The organism is Pseudomonas sp. CK-NBRI-02, from assembly GCF_008124495.1.
GTDB classification, from domain to species: domain Bacteria; phylum Pseudomonadota; class Gammaproteobacteria; order Pseudomonadales; family Pseudomonadaceae; genus Aquipseudomonas; species Aquipseudomonas guariconensis.
This window is the reverse complement of record NZ_VSJH01000017.1, coordinates 75,614-97,975: the sequence shown is the minus strand read 5'-3', so window position 1 is coordinate 97,975 and position 22,362 is coordinate 75,614. Positions and strand designations below refer to the sequence as shown.

The window sequence follows — 22,362 nt, the reverse complement described above, 5'->3', positions numbered from 1 at the left end:
TTACGCCAGCATTGACTTTTCTACCGTTCTGGGAACTTGTTTCGTGGTTTCCGGTCAATGTTGGCAGTGCCCACAAGGCGCGAGTTTAGTAAGTCGGAGGTTCTTGAATGACCAATTCGTTGCAACCTGCATATGCCCTGGTTCCCGGTGCAAACCTGGAAGCCTATGTGCACACGGTCAACAGCATTCCCCTGCTGACGGCCGAGCAGGAGCGTGAACTGGCCGAGCGTCTCTACTACGAGCAGGATCTTGAGGCCGCTCGGCAAATGGTGATGGCCCACCTGCGTTTCGTCGTACATATCGCTCGCAGCTATGCTGGCTACGGGCTGGCCCAGGCCGACCTGATCCAGGAAGGCAATGTTGGCTTGATGAAGGCGGTAAAGCGTTTCAACCCGGAAATGGGCGTGCGTCTGGTGTCCTTTGCGGTGCACTGGATCAAGGCCGAGATCCATGAATTCATTCTGCGCAACTGGCGCATCGTCAAGGTGGCCACCACCAAGGCCCAGCGCAAGCTGTTCTTCAACCTGCGCAGCCAGAAGAAGCGTTTGGCCTGGCTGAACAATGAAGAAGTCCATCGAGTGGCCGAGAGCCTGGGTGTCGAACCCCGTGAAGTGCGCGAGATGGAGAGCCGCTTGAGTGGCCAGGACATGGCTTTCGACCCGGCGGCCGAAGCTGACGACGACAGCGCCTTCCAGTCGCCCGCGCATTATCTGGAAGATCACCGCTACGACCCGGCCGTACAGCTGGAAGACGCAGACTGGAGTGACAACTCCACCAGCAACCTGCACGTTGCGTTGCAGGGTCTTGATGAGCGCAGCCGTGACATCCTCTATCAGCGTTGGCTGGCCGAGGAAAAGGCAACGCTGCATGAGTTGGCGGACAAATACAGTGTTTCGGCCGAGCGGATTCGCCAGCTGGAAAAGAACGCAATGAACAAGGTCAAGGCGCTGATCACGATCTGATCAAGACCTGGCCATACACGAAAAGCCGCTTGCCTTTGGGCAAGCGGCTTTTCTTTTGGCTTCATGAAAGGGGCAAGCTGTCCTCGCTGTGGGCACTCAAGGACGCAGTTGCATCAAGTAGCTCGGCCCACCCAGCTGGCTCATCTGCCGGCGAATCCACCCAGCGCGGCTGGCGACATAGGCGCTGGGCCGGCTAGCGCTCCATTTCAGCGGACTGGGCAGTACGGCGGCCAGTTGAGCGGCCTGCTGGCGGGAAAGACGGCTGGCATCGACGCCAAAGTGGTAGCGGGCGGCGGCCTGTGCCCCGAACACACCCTTGCCCCATTCAGCGCTGTTCAAATAGACCTCGAGAATCCGCTCCTTCGACCAGAACAGCTCGATCAACCCGGTGAACCAGGCCTCCAGGCCTTTGCGCAGCCAGCTGCGACCGGACCAGAGGAACAGGTTCTTGGCGACCTGCTGGGTCAGGGTACTGGCCCCCCGGATCTTGCCGCCGCGTTCGTTGTAGGCCAGTGCAGCCTGGATCGCCGGCAGGTCGAAGCCCCAATGGCTGGCGAACTTCTGGTCCTCGCCAGCAATGACCGCGACTTTGAGGTCGTCGGAGATCCGCTCCCAAGGCGTCCATTCACGTTGCAAGTCGATCGGCTCGCCGTTGATCCAGGATTGCACCTTGCGCTCGACCATCAGCGCCGTGCCCGGTGGCGGTATCCAGCGCAGGGCCAGCACCACGACGATGCTGCCGGCGGCGAACCAGAGCAGGGCGCGGGCGAGGCGACGGATTAGGGATGACAGCATGGTGATGGCTTGGCCGGACCGTTGGAACGGGCCATTATACAGACCCCTTTCGAGGAGTCGTCCCATGCTTCGCAGCTTCCTGATGCTCGCCGCTTTCTTCGGCTTCACCGGGGTCGGTTTGGGCGCCTTCGCCGCCCACGGCCTGAAGAACCGCCTGACGGCCGACTACCTGGCGATCTTTCACACCGGCGTGACCTACCAGTTGGTGCATGCCTTGGCGCTGTTCGGCGTCGCGCTGCTGTCTGTGCACCTACCGGGTCGGTTAATCGGCTGGGCCGGTGGCCTGTTCGCCGTCGGAATCTTGCTGTTCTCCGGTAGTTTGTACGTGCTGACCCTCAGCGGCCTGGGCAAGCTTGGCATCATCACGCCCATCGGCGGGCTGTGCTTTCTGGCCGGTTGGTTGTGCCTGGGTCTGGCGGCCTGGCGCCTGAGCTGACCAAGTGGTCCACAATCGCGACTAATGGCGTTGGCTGGCCTTGGGTTGAAGTGCGGATCAGGGCTAGAATGCCGACCCCCAAAGCACAATGGTGGCCGTGCGCATGCGCATTCAACTGAACGGTGAACCTTACGAATTGCCCGATGGCGAGAGCGTCGCTGCCCTGCTGGGCCGGCTGGAGCTCGCTGGTCGCCGAGTGGCGGTGGAACTGAACCTGGATATCGTCCCGCGTAGCCAGCATGAAAGCACGCGGCTCAGTGAAGGCGACCAGGTCGAAGTGGTCCATGCCATCGGTGGCGGCTGATCCGCCCGGTGATTCACCTGCAAGTCCCGTAACCTTTTCCCGAGGATCCACGATGAGCAACGTTCGTAGCGACAAGCCCTTCACCCTGGCCGGGCGCACTTTCCAGTCGCGCCTGCTGGTTGGCACCGGCAAGTACCGTGACATGGAAGAAACCCGCCTGGCCATCGAGGCCTCGGGTGCCGAAATCGTCACCGTTGCCGTGCGCCGTACCAACATCGGCCAGAACCCGGGCGAGCCGAACCTGCTCGACGTGCTGCCTCCCGATCGCTACACCATCCTGCCGAACACCGCCGGTTGCTACGACGCGGTCGAGGCAGTGCGCACCTGCCGCCTGGCCCGAGAACTGCTCGATGGCCACAATCTGGTGAAGCTGGAAGTCCTGGCCGACCAGAAAACCTTGTTCCCCAACGTGATCGAGACCCTCAAGGCCGCCGAAGTGCTGGTCAAGGACGGTTTCGACGTGATGGTCTACACCAGCGACGATCCGATCATCGCCCGCCAGTTGGCTGAAGCCGGCTGCATCGCGGTGATGCCGCTGGCAGGTCTGATCGGCACTGGCCTGGGTATCTGCAACCCCTACAACCTGCAAATCATCCTGGAAGAGTCAAAGGTACCGGTGCTGGTCGATGCGGGCGTGGGTACGGCCTCTGACGCGACCATCGCCATGGAAATGGGATGTGAGGCAGTGCTGATGAACTCGGCCATCGCTCATGCCCAGCAACCGGTGCTGATGGCCGAAGCCATGAAGCACGCAATCGTCGCCGGTCGCATGGCCTACCTGGCCGGGCGCATGCCGAAAAAACTCTATGCCAGCGCCTCGTCGCCGCTGGAAGGTCTGATCAAGTAAGAGCCTCTGATGACTGAATCGCAAGAAACGCCGATTACCACCGACGGCGAAGCGCGCCCACACCGCCGCATCAAGAGCTTCGTGATGCGCGCCGGGCGCATGACTGAAGGCCAGCAGCGTGGTCTGGAACAGGGCGGTCCGCTGTTCATCCTGCCCCTGGCCGATAGCCCGGTGGACTACGACCAGGTGTTCGGGCGCTCGGCGCCGCGTACCCTGGAGATCGGCTTTGGCATGGGCCATTCCCTGCTGGAAATGGCCGCTGCCTCGCCTGAGCAGGACTTCATCGGTGTCGAAGTACACCGTCCTGGTGTCGGTGCACTGCTCAACGGTGTGCTCACTCAGGGCCTGAAGAACCTGCGTGTGTACGATTGTGACGCCATCGAAGTGCTCAACCGCTGCGTGGCCGACAACAGCCTCGACCGCTTGATGCTGTTCTTCCCGGACCCATGGCACAAGGCGCGCCACCACAAGCGCCGTATTGTCCAACCGGAGTTCGCTGAGCTCGTGCGTCGCAAGCTCAAGGTGGGTGGTGTGTTCCATATGGCTACCGACTGGGAGCCCTATGCCGAGCATATGCTGGAGGTGATGAGCGTCGCCCCGGGCTACCGCAACCAGGCCGCCGACGGGACTTACGTGCCGCGCCCAGAGGAACGCCCGATCACCAAGTTCGAGCGCCGTGGCGAGCGACTCGGGCATGGGGTGTGGGATTTGAAGTTCGAAAAGCTGGCCTGATCCTTCAGAGGAGCGCCGCACGCCTTCTCTTACCTGTCTGTTGCTTGACCATCCTGCTTTGGCAGGTGCGTAGCGCATGATATGTCACCGCAGCTCATGCGCTATGTGAGCCTCCTGACCTCGGGTAACGACGCCCGGAGACGCCAGGAGGCTCAATATGTACACACAGCGCTATCTCTCATCATTACTGCGTTCGCTGTTGGTCGGTGCCCTGCTGGGCGTTCCGACGCAGGTCATCGCTGAATCCGCTGCCGTTGGGGGCGGGCTGGATACCTCTGCCATTGCGATGTACCAGCGCCCGCTCAGCGACAGTGGCCTGCATTTCGGTTTGCGCAAAGTCGAGAAGAGCACGGCGTTTCTGATCGAGAGCGGCAACGACGCCGCGCCGGCCTTGCTGGTGGGCAGCGGGCATGCAGTGCTCGACGTGTTCGATCAGGTCGACACGCAACTGACGGGGATCGGTCTGGTCAGATTCCGGGACCTTCCAGACGCAACCTTCGAGGTCGCCCACGTGCGATTTGCCTCGCGTCGAGGTCTGGACTTCGCCATTTTCGAGTTGCATCAGACGCAGGGCGCGCTCAAGGCATTGGGCATTACGCCTTTAGTTCTGGCTGGACGCAAGGCAGTTGATGGCGAAACGATCATTGCCGCGACGTGCCAGGGTAGTGTCAGTGGTGTCGCCAGCTGGCCGGAACAAGCATTGCCCTGGATCGACATGCAGACTGGCGAGGGAACCTTGTTCCGACACCTTTTGATGTTGAACGACGTCAGCCTGCACGACGGGGACTCCGGTAGTCCGATAGTGGATGCCAGCAATCATAGTGTCTTGGCGGTCGTGCACAGCGTTGTGCCAGGCGGCGCCCATGCGTCAGATATGAGCTTCCTGCCGGCGTGCTTACGTCAGGGACGCTTCAGCGCTGAGGCCAAAGGTTGTGGATTGGACAATGTCTTCAATGTCGTGGTGGAAAAAGACGATGACGGTCGTCTGATCTACAAGCCGTCCGATCAGGCGCCAATGCTCATTGATTCTTCGGTGTATTCGACGACTTCTCTGTACCAGGCCAAGCTTGCGCAGTGGCCGGAGCAGTGCGAGGAATCGAATGGGTATGGCGCGCCACAGGCATCGGGCGTTGCGCTGAATCTACACTTGGAGGGATTCACTCTTTCACCAACCAATCCCACGGTGCTGGCGTTGTGCATTTGGGGGCGTGAGGCTAGTGCTCCCGAGCCTGCTAGCCGTAACGCTGTGGCTCTGCCGGTGGTAGTGCTCCAGCCGGGGCCGGCCGCGCAGCCGGAGCTGAAAATCAGCGCACCTTACTATGATCATCACGGGCGCAAGGCCTACCGAGTGCGTTTTCCCTCCAGGCACCTCTTGTTCCGAAGGGTGGAATTCAAGCTGGGCCCTTGGCAGGGCACTGATTGCGCGAGCCTTCAGAACTACGGTGATTTACCCGCTACGGCAACGGGAAAGATCGTGGTCGGGCAGGATACACGGCTGTGTGCAGTGGGCATTGATCATGCCGGGCAGCGCTCTGTACCCATAGAGGTACGGTTGCAACCCTGATTTGAATGGGGGCGCAAGCAGGCCTGCCGCCGCGCACCCGTTCATTTACCCCCGTCGATCAGCCACCACGCCGATCAATACCAGTACCACCAGCAATACCGGCGCCAGGGCATAGTTGTTGAACTGGGCCAAGCCCTTCACCACCCACGGCGTTGCGTAGATCAGCGCCGCGCCGCTGCCGATCATCACCAGCAATGCCATGAAGGGGACGCGCAGGGCGCCGGCCAGGCCGCCCAGGCGTTGCTCCACCCAACCCTTGATGTCGGTGCCAAACAGCACCAGCATGCAGCCTACCAAGGCCAGGGAAATCTCCGACAGGTTGCTGCGGCTCCAGCGGGAGACGGTCGCGAGCAGGTCAAGTACCAAATCCATGGGTCATCCTTAGGTCAAGAAATACTGCAACAGGTCGTTGAGGAACAACTGGCCGCGTGGTGTGGCCACCAATCGATCCGGTTCGACCTGCAAAAGGCCCTTTCGTTCTGCCTCGCGCCGGGCCTCTGCCAGCTGCGACAGGGGCAAGCCGGTACGCTGGGTGAATAGCTCGGCTTCCACACCCTGGGTCAGGCGCAGGGCGTTCATCAGGAACTCGAACGGCAACTCCTGCGCGGGCAGGAGCTTTTCGCCGGCCTTGAACGGCTTGGCCAGGTTCAGGTAGTCCTTGGGCAGGCGGGTCTTCCAGGTGCGCAGGATGCGGCCGTCGGCAAAGGTCAGTTTGCCGTGGGCCCCGGCACCGATGCCGATGAAGTCGCCGAAACGCCAATAGTTGAGGTTGTGGCGCGCGGCCCGGCCCGGCTGCGCATACGCCGAGACCTCGTACTGCTGGAAGCCGTTCGCCGCCATCAGGGCCTGGCCGGCTTCCTGGATGTCCCAGAGAATGTCGTCTTCGGGCAGCTCCGGCGGCTGGTTCCAGAACACCGTGTTCGGCTCCACCGTCAGCTGGTACCAGGACAGGTGCGTCGGCGCCAACTCGATGGCCTGGCGCAGGTCGGCCAAGGCGTCGTCCAGGGACTGGTCGGGCAGGCCGTGCATGAGGTCCATGTTGAAGTTGTCGAAGCCGGCTGCGCGTGCCATGTCCGCGGCGCGGATCGCCTCGTCGCCGTTGTGTATACGCCCCAGGGCCTGGAGCTTGGCGGGCTGGAAGCTCTGTACGCCGATGGACAAGCGATTGATGCCGGTTTGCCGGTACGCCTTGAATTTCTCTTGCTCGAAGGTCCCTGGGTTGGCTTCCAGAGTGATTTCGATGTCGACGGCGAACGGGATGCGCTGCTCCACGCCGCGCAGCAAACGCCCCAAAGCCTTGGCGCTGAACAGGCTTGGAGTGCCGCCGCCGAAGAAGATCGAGCTGATGGGGCGTCCCTGGACCGCAGCCATCTCCTGATCCAGGTCGGTCAGCAGCGCATCGACGTACGCCTCTTCCGGCAGATCAGGCCCGGCAGCGTGAGAATTGAAGTCGCAATAAGGGCATTTGCGCACGCACCAGGGAATATGGATATACAAGGCCAGAGGTGGGAGTGCGGCGAAACCTGCCGGGCCGCAATGGCGCAGCTGGGTGGACAACGTTTCGGTCATGCCAGGCCCAGACGTTGACGCAGCAGGGCCATGGCGCGGGCGCGGTGGCTGAGCTGGTTCTTTTCGACAGGGCTGAGGTCGGCGCTGGAGCACTTGCGCTCCGGGACCCAGAACAACGGGTCGTAGCCAAACCCGTGCTCGCCGCTGGCCTCGAACAAGATGCTGCCATGCCACAACCCTTCGCACAGAATCGGCAGCGGGTCATCGGCGTGACGCACCAGGGCCAGCACGCAGACGAACTGCGCGCCGCGCTCTGCCGCGGGTACATCCTGGAGTGCTTGGAGCAGCTTGGCGTTGTTCGCCGCATCGCCCTTGCCGTCGGCATAGCGCGCCGAGTAGATGCCCGGTGCGCCGCCCAGAGCGTCCACTGCCAGGCCCGAATCGTCGGCCAGGGCCGGCAGGCCGGAGATACGAGAAGCGTTGCGTGCCTTGAGGATGGCATTCTCGACGAACGACAGGCCGGTCTCCTCCGGTTCGACCTGGCTGAATTCGCCGATCGAACGCAGTTGCACGGACTCGCCGAGCATGGCCTGGAGTTCCTTGAGTTTGCCGGCGTTGTGGCTGGCCAATACGAGCTGTTGGAAATTCATCATTCGCCTGGGAACACTTCCTGGTTGAAGCTGAGTTTGTGGCTGACGCCGCCGGTCTCGACGTTCAGGTCGAAGGTCAGGGTTTCTGCCTGGTCAATCTTGAACTGGGCGATGTAGTAGACCGCGCCCTGGTCGGTGATCTGCTTGAACGACAACGGGCTGCTACGCCCGGTGAGGTCCTTTACGGTGCCACTGACCACCGCCATGCCTGGCTTGCCGGCCTTGAGCACGGCGATATTGAGCACGCCTTGATTCTTGCTGCGGGTCAGGCCCGTGGCCGCGGCCACATCCGGTTGCAGCATGCTTGAGGTGAAGGCGCTGTAGTGGACCGTCACGTCGCCGAAGACTTCCTTGCGTTCCGGCCTGGCGGGGTCTGCAGCCAGAACTGGCAAGGCCAGGCACAGGCTGATCAAGAAAAGTGCAAGGCGACGCATGGTGCGATCCTCCAGTGGGATGGGCTCGATGTCAGACCGCGACCTGATGTTCCTGCAGGCCTCGGCTGCTGACGCGATAGATACCGATTTCTCCTAGAAGATTAGGCCAAAGCCGGCCTGCCCACCCATTACGGTGCAGACGGTCGACCGCCAGGCGGTCGATCACCTTGGCGCGACGTTCGTGGCACAGGTCCTCGAAGTCGGCGAAGGTACAGAAGTGAATGTTTGGCGTGTTGTACCAGGTGTACGGCATGAAGTCCGAGACGGGCATGTGGCCCTTGGTCGCCAGGTACCAGCGGCAACGCCAATGGCCGAAGTTGGGGAAGGTGATGATGCACTCGCGGCCCACCCGCAGCATTTCGTCTAGGATGCGGTCAGGGTATTCCACGGCCTGCAGGGCCTGGGTCATGACCACCACGTCGAAGCTGTTGCTGGCGAAGTTGCCCAGGCCTTTGTCCAGGTCCTGCTCGATGACGTTGACACCTTTGGCCACACAGGCGGCGATGTTGTCGGCGTCGATCTCCAGCCCGTAGCCGGTGACGTTCTTGCGATCGCGCAACGAGGCCAGCAGCTCGCCGTTGCCGCAGCCCAGGTCGAGTACCCGGCTGCCGGCGGGGATCCAGTCGTGGATGATTTCCAGGTCGGCTCTCATACTGTCCTCAGATGGCGATGCGGTTCATGTAGTTCGCGAAACCTTGCATGTAGCGAGGCGTGGGGATCAGGAAGGCATCGTGCCCGTAAGGTGAGTCGATCTCCAGGTAGCAGACGTTCTTGCGCGCGGCCATCAGTGCATCGACGATTTCTCGAGAACGCGCCGGCGAGAAGCGCCAGTCGGTGGTGAACGACATGATGCAGTAGTCCGCCGTGACATGCTCCAGCGTTGCCGCCAGGTCCCCCCCGTGGGTGGCGGCCGGGTCGAAGTAGTCCAGCGCCTTGGTCATCAGCAGGTAGGTATTGGCATCGAAGCGCCCGGAGAACTCCTCGCCCTGATAGCGCAGGTAGCTCTCGACCTGGAACTCCACGCTGTGGAAGTCATAGTTGAGCTTGTCGCTTTTGAGTTCGCGACCGAATTTCTCGCCCATCGAATCATCGGACAGGTAGGTGATGTGGCCCACCATGCGCGCCAGCATCAGGCCGCGCTTGGGCACCACGCCCTTGTCCTGGAACGAGCCGCCGTGGAACTCAGGGTCGGTGAGGATGGCCTGGCGGGCGACTTCGTTGAAGGCGATGTTCTGTGCCGAGAGCTTGGGCGCCGAGGCGATGTCCACGCAGTGGCGTACTCGGTCCGGGTAGCTGATGGTCCATTGCAGGGCCTGCATGCCGCCCAGGCTGCCGCCGACCACCGCCGCCCACTGCTGGATGCCGAGGCGATCGGCGAACCGCGCCTGGCTGTGTACCCAGTCTTCGACGGTCAGGACCGGGAAGTCGGCGCCATAGGGCTTGCCGGTGGCAGGGTTGACGCTGCTCGGCCCCGTACTGCCGTTGCAGCCGCCGAGGTTGTTCAGGCTGACCACGAAGAAGCGATTGGTATCGATCGGCTTGCCGGGGCCGATGCAGCTGTCCCACCAGCCGGGCTTTCGGTCGGTGGGGGCGTGATAGCCTGCGGCATGATGATGGCCGGAGAGCGCATGGCAGATCAGCAGGGCATTGCTGGCGGTGCTGTTGAGGGTGCCATAGGTCTCGTAGATCAGCTCGTAGCTGGCCAGCGAACGGCCACAGGCCAACGCCAGCGGCTCATCGAACCGGGCAATTTGCGGTGTTACCAGACCAACGGAATCTTCGGGAAAGACAGTGGACATCGACCCTGCTCACGCTTGACGGAGGCGTAAGTCTAAAGAGCGCTATCCCCAGCGGCAAGCAAAGGCTTGCCGCTGGAAACACCAGGGTCAGATCATGCGCCAGAGGATCTCCGGCATGCCGACATATTCGGCAAGTACCGGCATGGCGTAGGACTGGATGACCTGGATCGCCAGGAAGGCGAAGATCGGCGAAATATCCAGCCCGCCCAGGTTAGGAATGAGCTTGCGGAACGGCGCCAGCACCGGCTCGCTGATCTGGTAGGCCAGTTCGGCGGCAGGGTTGTGGCTGTTGGGCGCGACCCACGAGACGATCACCATGACGATCATCGCCACCCAGAAGATCTTCAAAAACAGCGAGGTCACGCCGATGATCGCCCAGATCACCAGTTGCAGCGGGCTGTAGCTGTAGAGCACGAACATCATCACGAAGGCCATCAACAGCGCCTGGATGGCCACCGACAGCAGCAAGGACGAGGTGTCCAGGCCGCCGATGCTGGGGATGATGCGGCGCAGCGGCTTGAGCAGCGGCTGGGTGGCGCGCACCGCGAACTGGCTCAGGGGGTTGTAGAAGTCGGCCTTGACCAGTTGCAGCACGAAGCGCAGCAGGACGATCACCAGGTACAGGCTGACCAGGGTTTGCACCACGAAGATCATGGCGCCGGACAATGCATTCATCGACAGCTCCTTATTTGCCCAATTGCTCGGCCAGCTCGGCGGAACGTTTTGCCGCGGCCTCCAGTGCCTGCTCGACGAGCGCCTCGAAGCCGTTGCCCTGGAACGATTTGATCGCCGCTTCCGTGGTACCGGCTGGCGAGGTGACGCGCCGACGCAGCTCGGCGGCGTCCACGTCGCTGGAGACGGCCATGCGTGCGGCGCCCAGTGCGGTCTGCAAGGTCAACTGCGAGGCGGTTTCACGCGGCAGGCCAAGTTTTTCGCCGGCTGCGGTCATGGCTTCGATCAGCAGGAAGAAATAAGCCGGACCACTGCCGGAGACGGCGGTGACGGCATCGAGTTGCTGCTCCTGGTCCAGCCACAGGGCGGTGCCCACGGCGCGCAACAGTTGCTCGGCCTGCTGCCGCTGCTCGGCAGACACCTCGGCGGTGGCGTACAGGCCACTGGCGCCTTCGCGCAACAGGGCCGGAGTGTTGGGCATGCAGCGAACCACCGGGCGTGGGCCCAGCCAGGCTTGCAGGCTGGCGCAAGTGATGCCGGCGGCGATGGAAACGATCAGTTGACCTGGCGCCAGATTGGGCTGCAGAGCCTGGCACACGGCCTTCATGACCTGCGGTTTGACCGACAGAACGATCACATCCGCGTCGGCGATGGCCTGGGCGTTGTCTTCGAAGGCTTCGATGCCGTGCTCGGCCTGGATCTTGGCCCGGGTCTCGGCGCCCGGGTCGCTGGCGCGGATCTGCGCGGCGTCCAGACCCTGGGCACGCAGGCCGCCGATCAGGCTGGCGGCCATGTTGCCGGCGCCGATAAAGGCAATACGTGTCTTGCTCATGTCAGGTCCTTGAAGGAAAGAGTGAGTAAAGCATGGAATCAGGGGCGTCCGTAGTCGCGGGCACCGAACAGGGCGGTACCGATGCGCACCCAGGTCGCTCCCTGTGCAATGGCCGCTTCCAGGTCATGGCTCATGCCCATGGACAAGGTGTCCAGGCCCAGTCCAAGGCCCTCCTGCAACTGGCGCAGGGTGGCGAAGGCCGCTTCCTGGGCGACACGGTCCTCGGTGGGTTCGGGGATCGCCATCAAGCCCCGCAGACGCAGGCCGGGCAGACTGGCAATGGCACTGGCCAGGGCCGGCACATCGGCTGGCTGGCAGCCGGACTTGCTGTCCTCGCCACTGACGTTCACCTGCAGGCAGACATTCAGCGGTGCCAGGTCGGCAGGGCGTTGTTCGGACAGGCGTTGGGCGATCTTCAGACGGTCCACGGAGTGTACCCAGTCGAAATGTTCGGCGATTGAACGGGTCTTGTTCGACTGGATGGGGCCGATGAAGTGCCAGGTCAAGGGCAGGTCGCGTAATTCTTCCTGCTTGGCCAAGGCTTCCTGGAGGTAGTTTTCGCCGACGTGGAGCACGCCAGCGGCGTGGGCTTCGCGCACGGCATTGGCGGGTTTGGTCTTGCTCACCGCCAGCAGTTGAATGCTGGCCGGGTCGCGTCCGGCAGCCTTGGCCGCGCTGTCGATGCGAGCGGCGAGGGCGGACAGGTTGTCTGCTATGGTGGACATGGAATCGATGCCGACGGCTCAGTGGTCTGCGGCATTCTACCTGCTTGATGGCCTTTGGGGAGTCTCATGGATGTGACCGACCTGTTGGCCCGGGCCGTGGCTGCGGGCGCTTGCGACCTGCACCTGGCGACGGGCGAAGTACCGGTGCTGCGCCTGGACGGCGAGCTGCAGCGCCTGGATCTGCCGCCTCTGGCGGCTGCGACCCTGAACGATGGGTTTGCTCCGCTGCTCGATGAAGCCCAGCGCCGCCAGTGGGCGCAGGGCGATGAGCTGGATATCGCATTGATACTGCCAGGCGCCGTGCGCGTGCGTGCGAACCTCTATCGCCAGCATCGTGGGCCAGGCGTGAGCCTGCGACTGCTGCCGGCTCGCATTCCCAGCCTCGATGAGCTGGGCCTGGAGGAAGTGTTTCAAGCGATTGCCCAGTGGCGCGATGGCCTCGTGCTGGTCGGCGGGTCGACAGGCAGCGGCAAGTCATCGACCCTGGCGGCTCTGATCGATCAGCTCAATCGAACGCAGGCGCTGCACATCGTCACCCTCGAAGACCCCATCGAAGTTATCCACAGCGGCCAGCGCAGTCTGGTCAACCAGCGCGAGATCGGCCGCGACTGCCGAAATTTTGCCCAAGGCCTGCGCAGTGCATTGCGCCAGGATCCGGATGTAGTCGTGATTGGCGAGCTGCGTGATCTGGAAACCATCCGCCTGGCCTTGCGCGCTGCGGAAACGGGGCACCTGGTGTTGGCGACGGTGCATACCCGCTCGGCGGTGAACAGCATCGACCGCCTGGTGGAGGTGTTTGCGCCAGAGGAAAAGGCTCTGGTGCGGGGCATGCTGGCTGAGTCGTTGCGCATGGTGGTGGCGCAGACATTGATCAGACGATTGGATGGCGGGCGTGTGGCGGCCAGGGAAGTGCTGGTGGCTACGCCCGCCGTACGCAACCTGATCCGTGAAGGTCGCATGGCGCAGTTGCATTCAGTGATGCAGACCGGAGCGGCGGCGGGGATGAGGACGATGGAGATGGCGATGCAGCAATTGCAGGGGGCGGGGCTGATCGCGTCAGGCTGAGGTTGGATCTTCGGCCCATTCGCGGATAAAACCGCCTCCACCCACCGCGCGGAGCTGGGATTGGCGCGGTTCTTGTGGGAGCGGGTTCACCGGCGAATGGGCCGAGCAGCAGTCCCGGTGATGTCAGGCAGTTCGAAGAACCTGGGCTCCACCGAGGGGCAGGTCAGCGTTTGGCCAGGGCCAGGGTCTGCTGTTCTTTAGGCAGCACGCGCTTGGCCACCACGTAGTGCTTCTGCCAGTACGGCTTGCTCAGGGTGTCGATGCTCACCCGCTTGCCGGTGCGTGGCGCATGGATGAAGCGGTCATTGCCCAGGTAGATGGCGACGTGGTTGACCCGGCGGCTCTTGATGTTGAAGAAAATCAGGTCGCCAGGCTTGAGGTCGCTTTTTGCGACTTTGACGCCGTGCCCTTTGGCCATGGCATTGGAGGTGCGCGGCAGGTCGACGTCGGCGACATCGGTGAAGGCGTACTTGACCAGGCCGCTGCAGTCGAAGCCCTTGCTCGGGCTGCTGCCGCCCCAACGATAGGGCGTGCCCAGTACATTCACTGCGCGGCTGAGTACGTTGCTGCTCTGCTTGGCCGACATGGCCACGACGGGCAGATTGCTCGAAGCCTTGGCGGCATTGCTTGGGCGGGCGCGCAAGGTGCTGTATTTGACCGGCGCGTGTTTCACCGAGGCGTTGGTGGTATAGCCGGTGAAACCATTGGGAAGACGTTGCTCACGATTGGTGGCGTGGGCGGCCAGGGGCAACAATAGGCAGAGGGTCAGCCATGTCTTGAACAGAGGCGGCATAGTTGAAGCTCTTTTTAGGTATGTGTTGGCTTTGGCGCGCAACTCTATAACAGCTTCGGGTGATTTTTTGCTCCGTTGGTCGATTGCGCGGGTACCATACGTCGGCTTCCCACGGAAAAGTCACATTTTCCGTTAGAAAATTTTTTGCTAACCCACGGAGGACAAGCATGAACGGTTATCAACAGGGTGGGCTGCACGACACCCACAGCAAGGTCCTTGGCTACCTCTTGTGGATCTTCGGTTTCACCGGCTCGCACCGCTTCTACTACGGCAAGCCGATCACCGGGACGATCTGGTTCTTCACCCTGGGGTTACTCGGTATCGGCTGGCTGATCGACCTGTTCCTGATTCCGTCGATGGACCGTGAGGCGGACATGCGCTTTCAGTCCGGTCGCGTGGACTACAACCTGGCCTGGATATTCCTGACGTTCCTCGGGATCTTCGGCGTGCACCGGCTGTACCTGGGCAAGTGGATCAGCGCGTTGATCTATCTGCTCACCGGGGGCTTGTTCCTGATTGGTGTGCTGTACGATTTCTGGACCTTGAACAGCCAGATCTCCCAGGTCAACGCCCAGCGCCGCTGACAGAAAAAAGGCCTTGTCGCATCGAGCGGCAAGGCCTTTTTCGTTACTGGCGGGTCTGGCGCTGTTGCAGCAGCAGGTTGCTGAACCCTGCCCCGGCAAGCTGCTTCTGGGCGACCGTCAACTGCTCACGGTTGCTGAACGGGCCGACCAGGACGCGGTACCAGGTTTCATCTTTCACTGTCCCTGACTCCACCTTGACCGCTTGGCCAAGCAGGATGATTTGCGCACGAACCTTGTCGGCATCGGCCTGTTTGCGGAACGAGCCGGCCTGCAGGAAGAAAGTGGTAGTCGCCGCAGGCTTGATCACCGGAGGGGCGGGTGGAGGCGTCTGCCCCATCAGGGCGGCCTGGGCGCGCGCGGTATCGATCTTCGCAGCTTCCGCTGGCGTTACCGGCTTGACCGGCTGCACTGGCTGGGCCGGTACCGGTGGGGTTTTCTCCGGTACGGCCTCCGGCGGCACGATGACCTCTGACTCCGGCAGCAGGGTGTAGAAGTCGTACTTCGGCTTGACCGGCTGCTGTGTCGTCGGTGCGCTGGTCTTTCCGGCTTCGGCGACCTTGGCGGGTTTTTGCTGCTCAGGCTTGGCGCGCTTGATGTCTTCGCTGCCTGGCTCGAGCTTCATCAAAAAGACAACGAAAGCGCCTACGGTGAGGCCGACCGCCAGCCAGATCCAACCAGGAATCGGCTGTTTGGCCGGTGCCTGGTTGCGGCTGGCGCCACGCTTGGGTGCAGGTTTTTTCTTGGCAGCCAACTTACATGCGCTCCAGGGTTTCCAGGCCGAGCAGTTCCAGACCTTGCTTGAGCGTACGGCCGGTCAGAGCGGCCAGACGCAGACGGCTTTGCTGCTGTTCGGCGGTTTCGGCGGCGAGGATCGGGCAGTTCTCGTAGAAGCTGGAGAACAGGCCTGCGATGTCGTACAGGTAGCTGCACAGCACATGTGGGGTGCCCTTCTCGGCGACATTGTTGAGTACTTCACCGAACTGCGCCAGGCGAGCGGCCAGATCCTGCTCATGGGTCGCCTGTAGGACGATGTTGCCCTCGACTTCCTCGAAGCCCTTGCCCAGCTTGCGGAATACGCTGGCCACTCGGGTGTAGGCATACAGCAGGTAGGGTGCGGTGTTGCCGTCGAAGTTGAGCATCAGCTCGAAGTTGAAGCTGTAGTCGCTGGTGCGGTGCTTGGACAGGTCGGCGTACTTCACCGCGCCGATCCCGACCACTTCACCAATGTGGCGCAGTTCGTCCTCGGACAGGCTCGGATTCTTGTCCTTGACCAGTGCGTAGGCACGCTCCTTGGCCTCGGTCAGCAGGTCGATCAGTTTTACGGTGCCGCCGTCACGTGTCTTGAACGGGCGGCCGTCAGCGCCGTTCATGGTGCCGAAGCCCATGTGTTCCATCTGCATTGGGTGGCCGACGAAGCCTGCGCGGCGCGCGACTTCGAACACCTGGTTGAAGTGCAGGGCCTGGCGCTGGTCGACGAAGTACAGGGCACGGTCGGCCTTGAGGACGTTGCTGCGATAGCGGACGGCGGCCAGGTCGGTGGTGGCATAGAGGTAGCCGCCATCGGCCTTCTGCACGATCACCGGCAGCGGCTCGCCTTCGGCATTCTTGAATTCATCGAGGAACACGCACTGGGCACCCTGATCCTCGACCAGCAGGCCCTTGGCCTTGAGGTCGGCGACCACGTTGGCCAGGTCGCCGTTGTAGGCGCTTTCGCCCATCACGTCGGCCATGGTCAGCTTGACGTTGAGCAGCTCGTAGGTCTTCTGGCAGTGGGACAGGGAGATGTCCTTGAAGCGGGTCCACAGGGCCATGCACTCAGGGTCGCCGGCTTGCAGCTTGACCACCAGGCCACGGGCGCGGGTGGCGAATTCCTCGGACTCGTCGAAGCGCTTTTTCGCCGCGCGGTAGAAGTTCTCCAGGTCCGACAGCTCGTCGCTGGTGATCGGGTTTTCTTCCAGGTAGGCCAGCAGCATGCCGAACTGGGTGCCCCAGTCGCCCACGTGGTTCTGGCGGATCACCTGGTCGCCGAGAAACTCCAGCACGCGTGCGACGCTGTCGCCGATGATGGTCGAGCGCAGGTGGCCGACGTGCATCTCTTTGGCCAGGTTCGGTGCCGACATGTCGATCACCACTTTCTCGCTAGGGCCGGCTTTGCGCACGCCCAGATGATCGTCTGCCAGGGCTGCGTCCAGGCGGTTGGCCAAGGCCTGGGTGTTCTGGAAGAAGTTCAAAAAGCCCGGGCCTGCAATCTCGACCTTGGTGATGTCGGCGCTGGCCGGCAGGGCGTCGATGAGCTTTTCAGCCAGGTCGCGCGGCTTCATGCCGGCCGGCTTGGCCAGCATCATGGCGATGTTGCTGGCGAAGTCGCCGTGGGTCTTGTCCCGGGCGTTTTCCACCTGGATCGCCGGCGTCAGTCCCTCAGGCAGCACGCCGTCGGTGACGAGTTGGGTGAGGGCTTGCTGGATGAGCTGGCGAATGGTGTCTTTCATGGCGTTCTCTTTTCGACCGCAAGCGCGGTGGGGCGCTTCGATGCGCAGGTGGAAAAACTGGGCATTATCCGTTCCCGGGGGCGTGTTGCCAACCTTTGAGCGGCAAGCTGGGTATGGAGCGGCAAGCTTCAAGCTTCAAGCTGCAAAAAAAGCGCAGCGTGCACGGCCTGCCCTTGCTCGTTGCTTGCAGCTCAATAAAGGTCGACCGGATCTACGTCCAGCGACCAGCGCACCTGGCGCCCGGATGGCATGTGTTCCAACACTAGCAACCAAGCGCTGATCAGTCGATGCAAGGGCGCCCGGGCATTGGCCTGGAGCAACAATTGCGCGCGGAAACGCCCCGCACGGCGCTCCATGGGCGCAGGTACCGGTCCGAGCAGCTCGATACCCTGCAGGTTCTGCTCGGCCAACAGCCGTTCAGCGGCGCTGCAGGCCTCGTCCAGAAAACCCTCGGCCTGGCCTGGCTTGTGCGCCTCGGCCCGGAGCAGGGCGAGGTGGGAGAAGGGCGGCAGGCCGGCCGCGCGGCGTTCGCTCAGGGCCTGCTCGGCAAAGGCGAAATACCCTTGCTCGGTCAGTTGCACCAGCAGCGGATGTTCGGCCAGGTGGGTCTGGATGATCACCTTGCCGGGCTCCTCTGCCCGACCAGCGCGGCCGGCGACCTGGACGATCAACTGCGCCATGCGTTCGCTGGCGCGGAAGTCCCCGGAGAACAGGCCGCCATCGGCGTCGAGGATGGCCACCAGGGTTACCCGGGGGAAGTGGTGACCCTTGGCCAGCATCTGGGTGCCGACCAGGATGCTCGGCTGTCCGCGCTGAATAGTGGTGAACAGGTTGTGCATCGCATCCTTGCGCGATGTGCTGTCGCGGTCGACCCGCAGGATGGGATAGTCCGGGAACAGCACCTTCAGACGCTCCTCGGCGCGCTCGGTACCCGCGCCCACCGGGCGCAAGTCGACATGGGCGCATTGCGGGCACTGGTGGGGCAGGCGTTCGTCGTGGCCGCAGTGGTGGCAGCGCAACACGCCGGAGCGCTGGTGCACCGTCATCCGGGCGTCGCAGCGGGGGCATTCGGACAGCCAGCCGCAATCGTGGCACAGCAGGGTCGGCGCGAAGCCGCGGCGATTGAGGAACACCAGCACTTGCTGGCCTGCTTCCAGGGTCTGGCGGATGGCCTGTTGCAGCGGGCCGCTGATGCCGCTGTCCAGCGGCAGGCTGCGTACGTCCAGGCGCAGGAAGCGCGGTGCGCGAGCGCCGCCGGCGCGTTGATTCATGCGCAGCAGGCCGTAGCGGCCGCTGTGGGCATTGTGCAGGCTTTCCAGCGAGGGGGTGGCCGAGCCCAGCAGGATCGGGATGTTCTCTTGGTGGGCGCGGACCACGGCCAGGTCCCGGGCGTGGTAGCGCAGGCCTTCCTGCTGTTTATAGGAGCCGTCGTGCTCCTCGTCGATGATGATCAGCCCGGGATTTTTCATCGGTGTGAACAGTGCCGAGCGGGTGCCGATGATGATATCGGCCTCGCCGTCGCGGGCGGCGAGCCAGGCATCCAGGCGTTCGCGATCACCGACCGCCGAATGCAGCAGGGCGATGCGAGCGTTGAAGCGTTGCTCGAAGCGCGCCAAGGTCTGCGGCCCAAGGTTGATTTCCGGAATCAGGATCAGTGCTTGTTTGCCGGCCTCGAGGGTTTCACGGATCAGTTGCAGGTAAACCTCGGTCTTGCCGCTGCCGGTCACCCCCGCCAGCAAGAAGGCATGGAAGGCGCCGAAGCCCGAGCGCACGGCGTCGAATGCGGCCAGTTGCTCTTCGTTCAGGGGCAGCTCCGGCTGTGCCAGCCAGTGTTCGTGACGGGGCTGGGGCAAATGGCGGCGGACCTCTACCTGAACCAGTTCCTTGGCCAGCAGCAAATCGAGGCTGTCCTTGCTCAGGCCCAGCTTGGACAGCACGCTGTGGGCGACGCCGTGCGGATGCTGGGCCAGGGCCTTGAGGGCGTCACGCTGGCGGGGAGCGCGTGCGATACGCGGGTCTTCGAGGCGGGCGCCGGGAGCGACATGCCAAAAACGCTCTTGGCGCATCTCGGCCGGCTCGCCCTGGCGCAACAAGGTGGGCAAGGCCCAGTTCAAGGTGTCGCCCAGGCTGTGCTGGTAGTACTGCGCGGTCCACAGGCACAGCTTGAACAGTGCCGGCGGCAGCGGTGAGACCGGATCGAGCAGGGCACTGGCGGGCTTGAGCTTGTCGGCGGGCACTTCGCTCTTGTCGCAGACCTCCACCAGTACGCCGATCATCTCCCGGCGGCCAAACGGCACGCGGATGCGCATGCCAGGCGTCAAGGCCTGGCGGGCCATGCTTGCTGGCGCCCTATAGTCGAACAGGCGACGCAAAGGCGAGGGCAGGGCTAGGCGCAGAATGACGTCGGACACGCGGGAGGTCTCTGGATGGCAGGTTTACAAGTTCCGCGAGCCTAGCAGACGACAGTCGGTGATCGCGACAACTTGCGCTGGCGCCTTGCTCTGGTATTATTCGCCGCCTAATTACGTGCGGTATTCAACAATTGGTGTTGGGTGGCGGCACGCAGCTCGAGGAAGTGACCATGAAAGCAGATATTCATCCGAACTACGAAGTAGTTGCAGTCACCTGCAGCTGCGGCAACAAATTCGAAACCCGTTCGACCCTGGCCAAGCCGCTGGCGATCGACGTGTGCTCCCAGTGCCACCCGTTCTACACTGGTAAGCAGAAAGTCCTGGACACCGGTGGTCGCGTACAGAAGTTCGCCGATCGCTTCGGTATGTTCGGTACCAAGAAGTAATCATGCGCATGGCGAATCCCTCGGGTTTCGCGCTGCTGCAAAAAAAGGCGCCCCTTGTGGGCGCTTTTTTTGTGGGCGCGATCTGGCATTTTCCCGCGCTGGCTTTCTGCCCATTGCCCGACAAGCCGCAGCAGGTGGCGGTGCGACAGGTGGTCGATGGCGACACCTTGCGTCTGAGTGATGGACGCAGCGTTCGGATGATCGGCATCAATGCACCGGAAATCGGCCGTAAAGGTCGCACCAGCGAGCCCTATGCCGAGGCCGCCAGGCAGCGTTTGCAGGCGTTGGTCAAAGCCAGCGACGGACGGGTCGGTCTGGTGCCGGGGGTAGAGGGAAAGGACAAGTACGGTCGCACCTTGGCGCACATCTATGGCCGGGATGGCAACAATCTTGAAGCCACACTGCTCAGCGAGGGCTTGGGCTATCGCGTCGCGGTGGCGCCCAACGTCAAGCTTTCCCGCTGCCAGCAACAGGCCGAGCAGGCGGCCAGGGCGGCGCGGATCGGGTTATGGCGGCAGTCGCCAGTGCTGCGAGAGGGTGATGTCCGGCAGTCGGGCTTTGCTGTCATAAGCGGCAAAGTAAAGGCTATCGAGCGCAATCGTGGTGGTGTTTGGCTGGAACTTGGCAATGCGGTGGTGCTTCGCATTCCCGCTCGTCTGCAGCGCAACTTCCCCTCGAGCTTCTTCGATAACCTCAAGGGACGCCAGGTCGAGGCGCGCGGCTGGGTGCTGGATCGTTCCCGCAAGGGTGGGCTGAAGCCTGGGCAGCGACGCTGGGAATTGCCGTTGACCGATCCGAGCATGCTCGAACGGATTTCAGGGTAAATAGTTGTAGACATTTCGCTATTAAATTGTACACACTTGATGGTGTATGCCCCCGTGGGTTATAGCGTAAAGTCGTAGGCTAAAGGCCTTGACACAAGTGACCGGGCAGTCTTGTGGCCCCCCGGCTCTTTGCGTATCCTCGGCGGTCCGTCAGAACAGTAAACAAGCGGAATGCCCACCATGTCAGACCTGAAAACCGCCGCTCTCGAATACCACGCTCAGCCTCGTCCGGGGAAACTGAGCGTCGAACTCACCAAGCCGACCGCAACCGCCCGTGACCTGGCCCTGGCCTACAGCCCGGGTGTCGCCGAGCCTGTGCGTGAGATCGGCCGTGATCCAGAGCTGGCCTACAAGTACACCGGCAAAGGCAACCTGGTTGCGGTGATTTCCGATGGTACCGCCATCCTCGGCCTGGGTGACCTGGGTCCGCTGGCGTCCAAGCCGGTCATGGAAGGCAAGGGTGTTCTGTTCAAGCGTTTCGCTGGCATCGACGTATTCGACATCGAAGTCGACTCCGAAAGCCCGCAAGCCTTCATCGACACCGTCAAGCGTATTTCCATCACCTTCGGTGGCATCAACCTGGAAGACATCAAGGCGCCTGAGTGCTTCGAGATCGAGCGCACGCTGATCGAGCAGTGCGACATTCCGGTCTTCCACGATGACCAGCACGGCACCGCGATCGTCACTGCGGCCGGCATGATCAACGCCTTGGAAATCGCCGGCAAGAAGCTCGACGAAGCCAAGATCGTCTGCCTGGGCGCTGGCGCTGCCGCCATCTCTTGCATGAAGCTGCTGGTCAGCATGGGTGCCAAGGTCGAGAACATCTTCATGATCGACCGCACCGGCGTGATCCACGCAGGCCGTGACGATCTGAACCAGTACAAGGCCCAATTCGCGCACGCGACCGACAAACGCACCCTGGCTGACGCACTGGAAGGTGCCGATGTCTTCGTGGGTCTGTCCGGCCCCAACCTGCTGAGCCCGGAAGGCCTGAAGAGCATGGCTGCGAACCCGATCGTGTTCGCATGCTCGAACCCGGATCCGGAGATCAAGCCAGAGCTGGCCCACCAGACCCGCAGCGACGTGATCATGGCTACCGGTCGTTCCGACTACCCGAACCAGGTCAACAACGTGCTGGGCTTCCCGTTCATCTTCCGTGGCGCTCTGGACGTACGTGCCAAGCGCATCAACGAAGAAATGAAAATCGCCGCCGCCATCGCCCTGAAGGACCTGGCCAAGCTGCCAGTGCCGCAGGAAGTCTGCGACGCCTACGGCGTGCAGGCGCTGGAATTCGGCCGTGAGTACATCATTCCGAAGCCGATGGACCCACGCCTGATCACCGTCGTCTCCGATGCCGTGGCCAAGGCTGCCATCGAGTCCGGCGTTGCAACCCTGCCGTATCCGAAGCACTACCCACTGCAGAACGTGAACGACGTGTTCAACGGTTAATGCAGAACGCAAAAAAGAACCGGCTCAAATGAGCCGGTTTTTTTTGCTTCGAGTTTAGAGCTGCGAGCGACACGTTGTTCGAGGTTGTCTGTAGGGGCGC

At 62.6% G+C, this 22,362-nt stretch carries 25 protein-coding genes; 11 read left to right on the top strand and 14 right to left on the bottom strand.

Annotated elements, in window-relative coordinates; genetic code table 11:
• Positions 1-107 precede the first annotated feature (107 nt).
• Positions 108-962, top strand: coding sequence for an RNA polymerase sigma factor RpoH (rpoH, locus tag DQ397_RS13810; protein WP_043208632.1), 855 nt, complete (start codon positions 108-110; stop codon positions 960-962).
• Between the two features lie 96 nt (positions 963-1,058).
• On the opposite strand, the gene mtgA is transcribed toward rpoH, so the two are convergent.
• The gene (gene mtgA, locus DQ397_RS13805) at positions 1,059-1,757 is read right to left on the bottom strand and encodes a monofunctional biosynthetic peptidoglycan transglycosylase (protein WP_043208711.1); all 699 of its coding nucleotides are present in this window, start codon (positions 1,755-1,757) and stop codon (positions 1,059-1,061) included.
• Between the two features lie 64 nt (positions 1,758-1,821).
• Between mtgA and DQ397_RS13800 the strand changes: the two genes are divergently transcribed.
• From DQ397_RS13800 to DQ397_RS13780, 5 genes are all read left to right on the top strand, one after another.
• Positions 1,822-2,193 carry a DUF423 domain-containing protein gene (locus tag DQ397_RS13800; RefSeq protein WP_043208631.1) on the top strand — a complete coding sequence of 124 codons (372 nt, stop codon included), beginning with the start codon at positions 1,822-1,824 and terminating at the stop codon, positions 2,191-2,193.
• Positions 2,194-2,296: 103 nt separating this feature from the next.
• Positions 2,297-2,497 (top strand): sulfur carrier protein ThiS, encoded by a 201-nt coding sequence (gene thiS / locus DQ397_RS13795; protein WP_028689131.1) that lies wholly within the window; start codon positions 2,297-2,299, stop codon positions 2,495-2,497.
• A 52-nt stretch (positions 2,498-2,549) separates the two neighbouring features.
• Positions 2,550-3,344 carry a thiazole synthase gene (locus DQ397_RS13790; protein WP_043208630.1) on the top strand — a complete coding sequence of 265 codons (795 nt, stop codon included), beginning with the start codon at positions 2,550-2,552 and terminating at the stop codon, positions 3,342-3,344.
• A 9-nt stretch (positions 3,345-3,353) separates the two neighbouring features.
• Positions 3,354-4,076, top strand: a complete 723-nt coding sequence (gene trmB / locus DQ397_RS13785; RefSeq protein ID WP_043208629.1) for a tRNA (guanosine(46)-N7)-methyltransferase TrmB — start codon at positions 3,354-3,356, stop codon at positions 4,074-4,076.
• 157 nt (positions 4,077-4,233) lie between these two features.
• Complete coding sequence (locus DQ397_RS13780) at positions 4,234-5,640, top strand: hypothetical protein (protein WP_043208628.1); 1,407 nt, start codon at positions 4,234-4,236, stop codon at positions 5,638-5,640.
• A gap of 45 nt (positions 5,641-5,685) precedes the next feature.
• Here the strand turns inward: DQ397_RS13780 and DQ397_RS13775 are convergent, their stop codons facing one another.
• The 9 genes from DQ397_RS13775 to DQ397_RS13735 form a co-directional block, all read right to left on the bottom strand.
• Positions 5,686-6,012, bottom strand: a complete 327-nt coding sequence (locus DQ397_RS13775) for a DUF3392 family protein (protein WP_043208627.1) — start codon at positions 6,010-6,012, stop codon at positions 5,686-5,688.
• Between the two features lie 9 nt (positions 6,013-6,021).
• Positions 6,022-7,209, bottom strand: a complete 1,188-nt coding sequence (hemW, locus tag DQ397_RS13770; protein WP_043208625.1) for a radical SAM family heme chaperone HemW — start codon at positions 7,207-7,209, stop codon at positions 6,022-6,024.
• Positions 7,206-7,802: an RdgB/HAM1 family non-canonical purine NTP pyrophosphatase gene (gene rdgB / locus DQ397_RS13765; protein ID WP_043208624.1), complete on the bottom strand. Its 597-nt coding sequence runs from the start codon at positions 7,800-7,802 to the stop codon at positions 7,206-7,208. The genes hemW and rdgB overlap by 4 nt, the downstream gene beginning before the upstream one ends.
• Positions 7,799-8,233, bottom strand: a complete 435-nt coding sequence (locus tag DQ397_RS13760; RefSeq protein ID WP_043208621.1) for a DUF4426 domain-containing protein — start codon at positions 8,231-8,233, stop codon at positions 7,799-7,801. Before DQ397_RS13760 ends, rdgB begins: the two co-directional genes overlap by 4 nt.
• A 31-nt stretch (positions 8,234-8,264) precedes the next feature.
• Positions 8,265-8,885, bottom strand: a complete 621-nt coding sequence (metW, locus tag DQ397_RS13755; protein WP_043208620.1) for a methionine biosynthesis protein MetW — start codon at positions 8,883-8,885, stop codon at positions 8,265-8,267.
• Positions 8,886-8,892: 7 nt separating this feature from the next.
• Positions 8,893-10,032, bottom strand: coding sequence for a homoserine O-acetyltransferase (locus DQ397_RS13750; protein WP_043208618.1), 1,140 nt, complete (start codon positions 10,030-10,032; stop codon positions 8,893-8,895).
• A gap of 87 nt (positions 10,033-10,119) precedes the next feature.
• A complete protein-coding gene (locus DQ397_RS13745) occupies positions 10,120-10,707 on the bottom strand; it encodes a YggT family protein (protein WP_043208615.1) in 588 nt (195 codons plus the stop codon).
• A 10-nt stretch (positions 10,708-10,717) separates the two neighbouring features.
• A complete protein-coding gene (proC, locus tag DQ397_RS13740) occupies positions 10,718-11,536 on the bottom strand; it encodes a pyrroline-5-carboxylate reductase (RefSeq protein ID WP_043208613.1) in 819 nt (272 codons plus the stop codon).
• Positions 11,537-11,574: 38 nt separating this feature from the next.
• On the bottom strand, positions 11,575-12,261 hold the full coding sequence (locus tag DQ397_RS13735) for a YggS family pyridoxal phosphate-dependent enzyme (RefSeq protein ID WP_043208611.1): 687 nt from the start codon (positions 12,259-12,261) through the stop codon (positions 11,575-11,577).
• 66 nt (positions 12,262-12,327) lie between these two features.
• Between DQ397_RS13735 and DQ397_RS13730 the strand changes: the two genes are divergently transcribed.
• On the top strand, positions 12,328-13,326 hold the full coding sequence (locus DQ397_RS13730) for a type IV pilus twitching motility protein PilT (RefSeq protein WP_043208609.1): 999 nt from the start codon (positions 12,328-12,330) through the stop codon (positions 13,324-13,326).
• Between the two features lie 163 nt (positions 13,327-13,489).
• On the opposite strand, the gene DQ397_RS13725 is transcribed toward DQ397_RS13730, so the two are convergent.
• Positions 13,490-14,119 carry a C40 family peptidase gene (locus DQ397_RS13725; protein WP_043208607.1) on the bottom strand — a complete coding sequence of 210 codons (630 nt, stop codon included), beginning with the start codon at positions 14,117-14,119 and terminating at the stop codon, positions 13,490-13,492.
• Between the two features lie 167 nt (positions 14,120-14,286).
• Here DQ397_RS13725 and DQ397_RS13720 point away from each other — a divergent pair, with 167 nt between their 5' ends.
• On the top strand, positions 14,287-14,703 hold the full coding sequence (locus DQ397_RS13720) for a TM2 domain-containing protein (protein ID WP_043208605.1): 417 nt from the start codon (positions 14,287-14,289) through the stop codon (positions 14,701-14,703).
• Positions 14,704-14,746: 43 nt separating this feature from the next.
• Here DQ397_RS13720 and DQ397_RS13715 read toward each other — a convergent pair whose 3' ends face one another.
• The 3 genes from DQ397_RS13715 to DQ397_RS13705 form a co-directional block, all read right to left on the bottom strand.
• Positions 14,747-15,454, bottom strand: a complete 708-nt coding sequence (locus tag DQ397_RS13715) for an SPOR domain-containing protein (protein ID WP_043208603.1) — start codon at positions 15,452-15,454, stop codon at positions 14,747-14,749.
• A 1-nt stretch (position 15,455) separates the two neighbouring features.
• A complete protein-coding gene (argS, locus tag DQ397_RS13710) occupies positions 15,456-17,192 on the bottom strand; it encodes an arginine--tRNA ligase (protein WP_043208601.1) in 1,737 nt (578 codons plus the stop codon).
• 191 nt (positions 17,193-17,383) lie between these two features.
• On the bottom strand, positions 17,384-19,603 hold the full coding sequence (locus DQ397_RS13705) for a primosomal protein N' (protein ID WP_043208598.1): 2,220 nt from the start codon (positions 19,601-19,603) through the stop codon (positions 17,384-17,386).
• Between the two features lie 170 nt (positions 19,604-19,773).
• On the opposite strand from DQ397_RS13705, the gene rpmE reads away from it, so the two are divergent.
• From rpmE to DQ397_RS13690, 3 genes are all read left to right on the top strand, one after another.
• Positions 19,774-19,989, top strand: coding sequence for a 50S ribosomal protein L31 (rpmE, locus tag DQ397_RS13700; RefSeq protein ID WP_023378219.1), 216 nt, complete (start codon positions 19,774-19,776; stop codon positions 19,987-19,989).
• Positions 19,990-19,991: 2 nt separating this feature from the next.
• Complete coding sequence (locus DQ397_RS13695) at positions 19,992-20,813, top strand: thermonuclease family protein (protein WP_043208594.1); 822 nt, start codon at positions 19,992-19,994, stop codon at positions 20,811-20,813.
• Positions 20,814-20,993: 180 nt separating this feature from the next.
• Positions 20,994-22,262 (top strand): malic enzyme-like NAD(P)-binding protein, encoded by a 1,269-nt coding sequence (locus tag DQ397_RS13690; RefSeq protein WP_043208592.1) that lies wholly within the window; start codon positions 20,994-20,996, stop codon positions 22,260-22,262.
• Positions 22,263-22,362 lie beyond the last annotated feature (100 nt).

Coding starts and splice junctions, on each gene's coding strand:
- rpoH (WP_043208632.1), top strand. CDS start 108: ATGACCAATTCGTTGCAACCTGCATATGCCCTGGTTCCCGGTGCAAAC.
- mtgA (WP_043208711.1), bottom strand. CDS start 1,757: ATGCTGTCATCCCTAATCCGTCGCCTCGCCCGCGCCCTGCTCTGGTTC.
- DQ397_RS13800 (WP_043208631.1), top strand. CDS start 1,822: ATGCTTCGCAGCTTCCTGATGCTCGCCGCTTTCTTCGGCTTCACCGGG.
- thiS (WP_028689131.1), top strand. CDS start 2,297: ATGCGCATTCAACTGAACGGTGAACCTTACGAATTGCCCGATGGCGAG.
- DQ397_RS13790 (WP_043208630.1), top strand. CDS start 2,550: ATGAGCAACGTTCGTAGCGACAAGCCCTTCACCCTGGCCGGGCGCACT.
- trmB (WP_043208629.1), top strand. CDS start 3,354: ATGACTGAATCGCAAGAAACGCCGATTACCACCGACGGCGAAGCGCGC.
- DQ397_RS13780 (WP_043208628.1), top strand. CDS start 4,234: ATGTACACACAGCGCTATCTCTCATCATTACTGCGTTCGCTGTTGGTC.
- DQ397_RS13775 (WP_043208627.1), bottom strand. CDS start 6,012: ATGGATTTGGTACTTGACCTGCTCGCGACCGTCTCCCGCTGGAGCCGC.
- hemW (WP_043208625.1), bottom strand. CDS start 7,209: ATGACCGAAACGTTGTCCACCCAGCTGCGCCATTGCGGCCCGGCAGGT.
- rdgB (WP_043208624.1), bottom strand. CDS start 7,802: ATGATGAATTTCCAACAGCTCGTATTGGCCAGCCACAACGCCGGCAAA.
- DQ397_RS13760 (WP_043208621.1), bottom strand. CDS start 8,233: ATGCGTCGCCTTGCACTTTTCTTGATCAGCCTGTGCCTGGCCTTGCCA.
- metW (WP_043208620.1), bottom strand. CDS start 8,885: ATGAGAGCCGACCTGGAAATCATCCACGACTGGATCCCCGCCGGCAGC.
- DQ397_RS13750 (WP_043208618.1), bottom strand. CDS start 10,032: ATGTCCACTGTCTTTCCCGAAGATTCCGTTGGTCTGGTAACACCGCAA.
- DQ397_RS13745 (WP_043208615.1), bottom strand. CDS start 10,707: ATGAATGCATTGTCCGGCGCCATGATCTTCGTGGTGCAAACCCTGGTC.
- proC (WP_043208613.1), bottom strand. CDS start 11,536: ATGAGCAAGACACGTATTGCCTTTATCGGCGCCGGCAACATGGCCGCC.
- DQ397_RS13735 (WP_043208611.1), bottom strand. CDS start 12,261: ATGTCCACCATAGCAGACAACCTGTCCGCCCTCGCCGCTCGCATCGAC.
- DQ397_RS13730 (WP_043208609.1), top strand. CDS start 12,328: ATGGATGTGACCGACCTGTTGGCCCGGGCCGTGGCTGCGGGCGCTTGC.
- DQ397_RS13725 (WP_043208607.1), bottom strand. CDS start 14,119: ATGCCGCCTCTGTTCAAGACATGGCTGACCCTCTGCCTATTGTTGCCC.
- DQ397_RS13720 (WP_043208605.1), top strand. CDS start 14,287: ATGAACGGTTATCAACAGGGTGGGCTGCACGACACCCACAGCAAGGTC.
- argS (WP_043208601.1), bottom strand. CDS start 17,192: ATGAAAGACACCATTCGCCAGCTCATCCAGCAAGCCCTCACCCAACTC.
- rpmE (WP_023378219.1), top strand. CDS start 19,774: ATGAAAGCAGATATTCATCCGAACTACGAAGTAGTTGCAGTCACCTGC.
- DQ397_RS13695 (WP_043208594.1), top strand. CDS start 19,992: ATGCGCATGGCGAATCCCTCGGGTTTCGCGCTGCTGCAAAAAAAGGCG.
- DQ397_RS13690 (WP_043208592.1), top strand. CDS start 20,994: ATGTCAGACCTGAAAACCGCCGCTCTCGAATACCACGCTCAGCCTCGT.